This window comes from Streptomyces sp. NPDC046881 (assembly GCF_040645015.1).
Lineage (GTDB): Bacteria > Actinomycetota > Actinomycetes > Streptomycetales > Streptomycetaceae > Streptomyces.
The window spans coordinates 107,747-116,012 of sequence record NZ_JBEYXJ010000014.1; the positions used below are offsets into that span (position 1 = coordinate 107,747).

Here is an 8,266-nt window from a genome sequence, read left to right on the forward strand (position 1 = left end):
GCGCGGGGGGGGGGGGGGGGGGGGGGGGGGGGGGGGGGGGGGGGGGGGGGGGGGGGGGGGGGGGGGGCGGCGGGCGCCCCCCCCGCCCCCCGGGACGACGAACGACACGACAGGAGAACAGACATGAGTTCGGGTCTCGCCTTCCCCACGATCCAGACGGTCGAACCCGCCGTGCACTTCGCACCGCCCCCGCCGCCCCTCGACCCGCAGGCGCTGCCGCACACCGGCATGCTCCACCTGCACGACGCCGCCGGACAGGCCTCCGCGCACTTCGCCGACGCGGCCGGCCACGCCGTCCACCAGGCCGCGGACGCCGCCCTCCAGGTACTCGGCTCGCTCAGCGGCGTCCTGCTCGCCGGACGGGCCGCGCTGATCGGCACCCGGCTCCTCGCCGCCGCGGCGGTACGGGCCGCCGAGGAACAGCGCTGCCTGGAACGCCAACAGCAGCTCGCGGCCACGGCCGCCGAGCAGTGGGAGGCCGCCGCGTTCGCCGCCGTACGGCTCAACGCGCGCCGGCGCGCCCTGCTGGCCCGGGCGGCGCGGGCCACGGCGTACGGCGGCCCGCCCCCGCCGGCCCCCGACGTGCCGCCGCCGCTGACGCCCGTCGGGGAACGCCTGGCCGACCTGCGCACGGAACTGGCCCGTGCCGAGGAGGCACTGCGCCGGGCGGAGGAACGGCAGGCCGCGTGGGAGCAGCGACGGCTCGCCGGCCTGCTCCGGCTGGACGAGGAGCAGGACGACGACTGGCAGAGCGCCCTGCGCGAGAGCCGGGAGCGGGCGCTGCGGCGGTTCGCCGCCGAACGCACCGCCGACGCCGAGGCACGCCAGGTGCCCCGGCAGAGCGCCGTCCGGCGCGCCCCCGCGGCACTCGACCCCGAGGAGGTCCGCCGCACCGGGGCGGAGATCCTCGGCGGACTCGACCCCTACGCCGCCGCCGAAGCCGCCGAACTCGCCGCGCACGCCGTCCGGGACGCCGTGCGCCGCGCCGCCGACGACCCCCGCCGGGCGCGCATCCACCTCACCGAGGCGCGCAAGTTCGTCCGGGACGCCAACCGGCAGGCCCAGGAGACCCGCGAGGCCCAGGAACGGGCCGCGCTGCACTACGACTTCCTCCGGTACGAGACCCCGGAGGGCGCCGAGGAGCTCACCCCGGAACCGGAGGCCCTCGCGCTGCTCCGCCGCACCCTGGACGAGGGCATCCCGCTGACCCCGGCCGAACAGGAGCTGGTCGAACACCGGGTGGCCGAGCGGCTGCACGCCCTGGAGGCGCTCTACGTCCGGCAGCAGTGCGCGGACGCCGTCGCGGAACTGGCGAGGCGGTTCGGCGGCCGGGCCGGGGCGGGGCGGCCCGAGGGGCAGGAGATCCGCCTCGACTGGACGCCGGAGGGCTGGGAACCGGGCCACTGGCTGCGGGCGACCATGGTCGACGGCCGCCTCCGCGTGGCGACCATGTACCGGGGCGGGCCGGGGGAGCGGAGCCCCGAGCAACGCGCCCTGGACGACGCCCGCTGCACCGAGACCCGGGAGCGGCTCGCCGAGTTCGAGGAGATCACGGGCACGCTGGGCCTCGGCCTGGAGTTCCAGCTCGAACGCACCGAGGGGGCACTGCCGGGCGTGCTCGGCCAGGACGCCCTGGTACTCGACGACCTGCTGGAGGAGACCGACCGGACGACCGGCACCCACCGGGACGCCCCCCGCTACCGGACCGTCGACGGCGACGGCCGCCACTGAACGGGCCGAGGGGGCGGCACGGTTCCCGCCGGGTCGACGAGCCGTCGGGACCGGCGCTGCCCGCCGTCACCACGGAAAGCCGCTGCCCGCATGGGAACTCCGGCGGGGGCCGAGACCGGCGGCCGGACGTGGCGCACGCCCGGACACCGGCGGACGCCGAAGTCCGGCGGCCACCGGAAGCCCGGGGCACGTCCGATGTCCGGCGGATGCCGAGAGACCGGCGGACGCCGAAAGCCCGGGGCACGCCCGAAGACCAGCGGATGCGGAGAGACGAGCGGATGCCGAGAGCCCGGCCGGTGCCGGAAGGCCGGGCCACGCCCGAAGTCCGGGGCACGCCGGAAGACCGGCGGATCCCGGAAGCCCGGGGCACGCCCGGAGACAGGCGCACGCCTGAAGTCCGGCGGACACCGGGAGCCCGGGGCACGCCCGAAGTCCGGCGGACACCGGGAGCCCGGGGCGCGCCCGAAGTCCGGCGGACACCGGAAGCCCGGGGCACGCCCGAAGACCAGCGGATGCCGGGAAACCGGTGGACGCCGGAAGACCAGCGGACGCCGGAAGGCCGGGGACGCCCGAAGACCAGTAAATGCGGAGAGACGAGCGGATGCCGAGAGACCGGCGGGTGCCGGAAGGCCGGGCAACGCCCGAAGTCCGGGGCACGCCGGAAGACCGGCGGATGCCGGAAGACCGGGGCGCGCCCGAGAACCGGGGCGCGCCCGAGAACCGGGGCGTGCCCGATGACCGGCGCACGCCCCCGACACCGGCGCCCGCCGCCGGAAACACCGTCACAGCCATGGCCGGCGCGCGGCCCGCGACAGCGCGCACAGGGGAGGAACGATGGACCTGTCCAAGGACGACCGGCTGCCGCCCTTCGTGGAGGAGCTGATCGGAACGCTCGGTGTGCACGCGCAGTACCTGCTGCACGGCAACATCCGCGACCTGCACCTCGTGCGCCGGCGCGGCCGGGACCGGTTCCACACACTGCTCGACGTGCTGTGGAACCCGTTGCGGGAGAAGGGCTACGAGGCACTGGTGCTGTGCGACCAGATCAGCGGCTTCCGGGTGGCGGCGGTCGGTGAGGGCGAGGCCCGGGCCGCCGTGGAGGAACTGCTCCAGGGGCCGCGCGAGTTCCCCGGCCAGACGGCGGCACAACGCCAGGCGGTGCTGGAGCAGTTGCGGAACATCACCAACGGATGGGCCCGGCAGCGCGACGAGACGGTGCGCGACGGCCGCCGGCAACGCCCGCTGCGTGTCGCCCTGGTGATCGACCACGCCTCCCGCCTGCTCACCGACCCGTCCCGGCTGACCCCCGACGAACGGGACTTCTTCCTCGCCTGCCTCAAACTGGCCCACGAGGCCGAGCCGTTGCCGCCCCGGACGGCCCCCGGCGTCGTACCGAAGGCACCGGGCTTGTTCAACCCGGTGATCTGGCTCGCCGAGGGGGAGCGGGACGTACCCGGCTGGCTGGTCTCCGGCAGCGAGCGGATCCGCGCGGTTGCCGTACCGGAGCCGGACGCGGACGAACGCGGCACGATGGCCCGCCTCCTGCACGAGCGGTACCAGCGGTACGCCGGCCACGGCGCCCGCGACGGCTCCGCGACCGGCGCCGGCACGGACGCCGACGAGACGACGCGGGCGGTCGGCGCCTTCGCCCGGGCGGCCTCCGGACTGAGCCTGCGGGCCATGGAGGAGAGCGTGAAACTCGCCCGCTCCCGCGGCCTGCCGTTCACCGGCATGCCGGACGCCGTCCGCATCTACCGGCTGGGCGTGGAGAAGAACCCGTGGAGCCGCGGCGAGATCCGGCAGCGCATCCTCCGGGGCGAGCAGTCCATCCAGAACCGGGTACGGGGGCAGGAGGCGGCCGTGGCGATGACCCTGGACATCCTCAAACGCGCCGCGCTGGGGCTCTCCGGGGCGCAGGCCACCAACCCCGGGCACCGGCCGCGCGGTGTGCTGTTCTTCGCCGGCCCGACCGGCACCGGCAAGACCGAACTGGCCAAGGCGGTGGCCTCCGCGCTCTTCGACAGCGACCAGGCCTACCTCCGCTTCGACATGAGCGAGTTCTCGGCCCCGCACTCCGCGGACCGGCTCGTCGGCGCGCCCCCGGGCTACGTCGGATACGAGGCGGGCGGCGAACTCACCTCCGCCGTACGGGAGAACCCGTTCCGCGTCATCCTCTTCGACGAGATCGAGAAGGCCGACAAGGGCATCCTCGACAAGTTCCTGCAGGTGCTGGAGGACGGCCGGCTCACCGACGGGCAGGGCGTCACCACCTACTTCAGCGAGTGCGTGCTCATCTTCACCTCCAACCTCGGCGTGCAGCGCACGGACCCGGAGACCAAGGAACGCGAATGGATCGTGGAACCCGGCACGCCCTACAAGCAGTTGGAGGCCACCGTCCGGGACAACGTCAAGAAGCACTTCGAACAGGTCATCGGCAGGCCGGAGCTGATGAACCGGATCGGCGGCAACGTCGTCGTCTTCGACTTCATCTCCGACCGGGTCGCCGAGCAGATCTTCGACCTCCAGGTCGGCAACATCCAGCGCCAGCTGGCCCAGGGGCACCGACTCGTCCTGCGCATCGAGGACACGGCCCGGCGCGAGCTCCTGGAACACTGCACCCGGGACAAGTGGAACGGCGGCCGGGGCATCGGCATGGTGCTGGAGACCCACCTCATCAACCCGCTCGCCCGTGAGCTGTTCGCCGCGCCCGAGCTCGGCCCGGACACCACGGTCGTGGTGACGGACGTCCGGGAGGCCGACAGCGGCCGGGTGGACACGACGGTCGTCCTGAAGAAGGGAGGCGCAGGTGACGGCGGAGGTACACGACTGGGATGACGACGATTGGGACGACGACGACCGCGACGGCGACCGCGACGGCGACCGCGACCGCGACGGCGACCGGGATGACGGATCCGCGGCGGACGGCGTCCGGACGGCCGGACACCGGCCCGACGACGACCCGGCGCCCCCACACCTGACGGACGGGAACCCGCCGCTTGCCGACCCGCCTGCCGACCCGGCGGACGAGGCCCTTGAGGACGAGGCCCCGGCGGGCGACGGATCTGCGGACCCCGGCCGGCGTCACGACGGCCCGGGCGACGACCCCCGCCCCGAGGACGACTGGGAGGAGGTCCCCGATGTCGTCGCCCCCGGGCCCGCACCCCGCCGCCCGTCGCCGCCGCCCGTCGGCGTGCGTTGTCCCGACTGCGCCGCGGTCGTCCCCGCCGGTACGGCCGTGTGCCCGGCGTGCCTGGCCCCGGTCGGCGCGCCCGGGCGGCAGGCCGGTGCGGGCCGGCGGCCGGAACGGCTGGCCGGCGGGGTGCTGCGGCTGGTCTTCCGCAGCGGCGGCCGGCACCTCGACGTGCCGCGCGGCACCGAACTCCGGCTGGGCCGCGACAGCACCTGGGCGCCGCAGGCGTCGGCGCTCCTGGCCGGCGAGGAGACGGTGTCGGGCCGGCACGCGACCGTCGTGCACACCGCGGACGGGGCGGCCTGGGTGGCCGAGGTCGCGCAGGGTGCCACCAACGGCACCCGCGTCAACGACCTGGTCCTGGTGCCGGACCGGGCCGTCCGCCTGCGCAACGGCGACCGGGTCGACCTCGGCCCCCGGGTCGGCTTCGTGGTCCGCGGCGTCGGGGACGAGCCCGCCGGCCCGGCCGACTGAGCACCGGCGTACGGAGGTTCAGCCCTGCCCGCCGCCCAAGGCGGCCGCAGCCGACTTGGCGGCCTTGATGGCCCCCTTGTTGATCTCGTCGGTGCCGGGGGCCTTCCTGGTCTCGAAGTCGCTGCCGTTGTAGGTGACGATCACCAGGGCGTTGGCGACGCGGACCAGCACCACGCCCTCACGGGTCTGCTGCTTGTCCTCCGTGGTGAGGTTCACGACGGAGTAGGCGCTGTCCCCGAGCCCCGGCACGGCCCCGCCGCCGCTCTTCTCGGCGACCCGCTGCTCGTACTCCTTCCTCGCCTCCTGCTCGGACGCGCCGATCTCGTAGGACACGTCGAGCCAGCGGTAGTCGTACCCCTGGAGGGCGTTCCAGGAGCAGGTGCGGCGCAGGTCGGTGTCCGTCGACGGGATCTCCTTGCCGGCCGGCTTCGCGCCCGGCACCAGGGACTTGACGGTGGCCGCGGGCACGGCCGCACAGGGAGCGGGCGCGGTGGTGTACGTCCGCGCCGCCGTGTCGGCGGAGGGGTCGGAAGGGGCGGCGGAGGCGGATCCGGCGGGCGTCTTCTGGGCCGTCTGGTGCCCGGCCGCGGCCGGCGGCGCGACCGGCCCGGACGTCAGCGCCCAGCCGGCACAGGCGAGGACCGCGACCGGCGACAGACGCGCGGTGAGAGCGAGCGGCAGAGGAAGGGAACGCACGGCGCACTTCTCGTGGGGGAGGGGGTGCGGAGGGGTCCGCAGGGTGGACGGGGACGACAGTGTCACACGACTGCCTGTGGGGCGGAAGTGCCCACGCGCTGCGTGCCCGGCCGGTCACGGCAGCCCGGGCGCGGTGTGGTGCTTTGCCCGGTATCTGCCGTGTCCGCGCGTGCCGTTCGGGCCTACGGGACCCGCGCCGTCCACTCGGGAGAGGCGAACTTGGTGCGCGCCAGCTCCTGTGCGCGGGCGAGTTCCCCGGCGGTCACCCCGCCCTGCGCCAGGCCGTAGCGCGCCCGGAACGACTCGATCATCCGGTCGATGACGGCCTCGCGCGGCAGCCCGGTCTGCCGGCGCAGCGGATCGACGCGCTTCTTCGCGCTCTTCGTGCCCTTGTCGGACAGCTTCTCCCGTCCGATCCGCAGCACTTCGACCATCTTGTCCGCGTCGATGTCGTACGACATGGTCACGTGGTGCAGCACGGCGCCCGGGCCGCCGTCCGGTCCGACGATCCGCTTCTGCGCCGCGCCCGCGATCTTGCCCTGGTCCGTGGCGATGTCGTTCAGCGGCTGGTACCAGGCCCGGATGCCCATGTCGCCGAGGGCGCCCAGCACCCAGTCGTCCAGATAGGCGTAGCTGTCCTGGAACGACAGGCCCTGGACGAGCGACTCGGGTACCGACAGCGAGTAGGTGATGGTGTTGCCGGGCTCCACGAACATCGCGCCGCCGCCGGAGATGCGGCGCACCACCTCGATGCCGTGCCGTGCGGCGCCCTCCGGGTCCACCTCGTTGCGCAGCGACTGGAAGCTGCCGATGATCACCGCCGGGGCGCCCCACTCCCACACCCGCAGCGTCGGCGGCCGCCGGCCCGCGGCGACCTCGGCGGTCAGCACCTCGTCCAGCGCCATGTGCAGGGCCGGCGGCTGCGCGGCCTCGTGGATCAGCTGCCAGTCGTAGTCCGTCCAGTCCGTGGCCCGGGCGAGCGCCCGCCGCACCGCGATGCCGACGCCCTCCGCGGTCAGCCCGTACATCACCGTCCCCGCGGGCAGCGCCGCCTCGATCCGGGCGGCCAGCCCCGCCGCGTCGGTGTCGGCGGGGGCGCCTTCGAGGGCGCGGTTCACCGCGTCCAGTGCCTCGTCGGGTTCGAGGAAGAAGTCGCCCGCCACGCGCACGTGCCGCAGCACGCCGTCCGCGGCCTCCACGTCCACGACGACGAGCTTGCCGCCGGGCACCTTGTACTCACCGTGCACTGCCTGGCCCTCCGTTCCTGCCGCACGAGATCAACACCCGCCCCGGCCGGGGTGTTCCCGGGCACACCGGGCCGGCCGGCGCCGGGCGCGGGAGGTACGGGAAGCGGCCGGCGGCGTCGAGGACTTCGGGCCGAGGCTCCTGTTCATCGGCCGGACCAGCAGCCGGCTGCGCGGGCCGAGCCGCAGGATCGCCGCCGCGCTCCGGACGCTGCTGGGGATCCTGTCCCCGCTGGAGGAGTGCGCGGGGCCCCGTCCGCCTCAGATCCGCGCCACGTTCCTCGTCGGGGGCCGGTACGGCGGCCAGGCCAGCTCCGCGGCGAGGCCGCCGGGCAGCGGCGGGAACTCGATGGCCGGGAGGGCGCCGAGGTCCGCCGGCACCGTGCCGGCCTGCCCCGGCCGGACCGAGCGCCGGCCGGCGGCGTGCCGGACCCCCAGCCCGAGGACCACCGAGGGATGGCCCCCGGTGAGACCGGCGACCACCAGGTCCTCCTCGACGAGGTGACGGACGAGCCGCTCGCCCAGCGGACTGGGGTCGGCGAGCTGGTCGGCCCGGATCAGGGACAGCTTCGCTGACGGAGTCGCGGCCCGCTCCGAGGTGCTGGGCCTGCCGGATGGGGGCCGTCCCCGGATCAAGAAACTCCCCAGCCGCTCCCTGGTGGGGGAGCGGCTGGGGAGATTCCGGCGGGGCCGACGGCTTCGGCGTCAGCCGGTCATGCGTGGCGGTGCGAGTGCCGGTTGCCGGTGATGACTCGGTAGAGGGCGAGGAGGATGAGGGAGCCGACGATCGCGGCGATCCAGGTGGAGAGATCGAAGAACCCGTCGACGGAGTCGACGTTGAAGATCACCTTGCCGAGCCAGCCGCCGAGCAGACCGCCGGCCACGCCGATGAGCATGGTGATGATGATGCCGCCCGGGTCCTTGCCCGGCA

General features: G+C 75.0%; 7 protein-coding genes (1 of these 7 only partly in view). 3 read left to right on the plus strand and 4 right to left on the minus strand.

Features of this window, described 5'->3' with window-relative positions; all coding sequences use genetic code 11:
* The 3 genes from ABZ923_RS10270 to ABZ923_RS10280 form a co-directional block, all read left to right on the plus strand.
* Positions 1-1,731, plus strand: the end of a protein-coding gene (locus ABZ923_RS10270; protein ID WP_361469284.1) for a protein kinase. Its footprint begins 2,568 nt before the window's first position; only the last 1,731 of its 4,299 coding nucleotides appear in the window; its start codon lies off the left edge, out of view; its stop codon occupies positions 1,729-1,731.
* 834 nt (positions 1,732-2,565) lie between these two features.
* A complete protein-coding gene (locus ABZ923_RS10275) occupies positions 2,566-4,566 on the plus strand; it encodes an AAA family ATPase (RefSeq protein WP_361469287.1) in 2,001 nt (666 codons plus the stop codon).
* A complete protein-coding gene (locus tag ABZ923_RS10280) occupies positions 4,538-5,395 on the plus strand; it encodes an FHA domain-containing protein (RefSeq protein ID WP_361469290.1) in 858 nt (285 codons plus the stop codon). The genes ABZ923_RS10275 and ABZ923_RS10280 overlap by 29 nt, the downstream gene beginning before the upstream one ends.
* Positions 5,396-5,413: 18 nt before the next feature.
* On the opposite strand, the gene ABZ923_RS10285 is transcribed toward ABZ923_RS10280, so the two are convergent.
* From ABZ923_RS10285 to ABZ923_RS10300, 4 genes are all read right to left on the minus strand, one after another.
* Positions 5,414-6,091, minus strand: a complete 678-nt coding sequence (locus ABZ923_RS10285) for a hypothetical protein (RefSeq protein WP_361469292.1) — start codon at positions 6,089-6,091, stop codon at positions 5,414-5,416.
* 182 nt (positions 6,092-6,273) lie between these two features.
* Positions 6,274-7,338, minus strand: coding sequence for a biotin/lipoate A/B protein ligase family protein (locus tag ABZ923_RS10290; RefSeq protein WP_361469294.1), 1,065 nt, complete (start codon positions 7,336-7,338; stop codon positions 6,274-6,276).
* 258 nt (positions 7,339-7,596) lie between these two features.
* On the minus strand, positions 7,597-7,971 hold the full coding sequence (locus ABZ923_RS10295) for a hypothetical protein (RefSeq protein ID WP_361469296.1): 375 nt from the start codon (positions 7,969-7,971) through the stop codon (positions 7,597-7,599).
* A 77-nt stretch (positions 7,972-8,048) separates the two neighbouring features.
* Positions 8,049-8,266 (minus strand): GlsB/YeaQ/YmgE family stress response membrane protein (locus ABZ923_RS10300; protein WP_361469298.1); only part of this gene is annotated, 218 nt, incomplete at its 5' end.

Excerpts from the sequence above, each read along its gene's own strand:
- ABZ923_RS10275 (WP_361469287.1), top strand. The coding sequence starts at position 2,566 with ATGGACCTGTCCAAGGACGACCGGCTGCCGCCCTTCGTGGAGGAGCTG.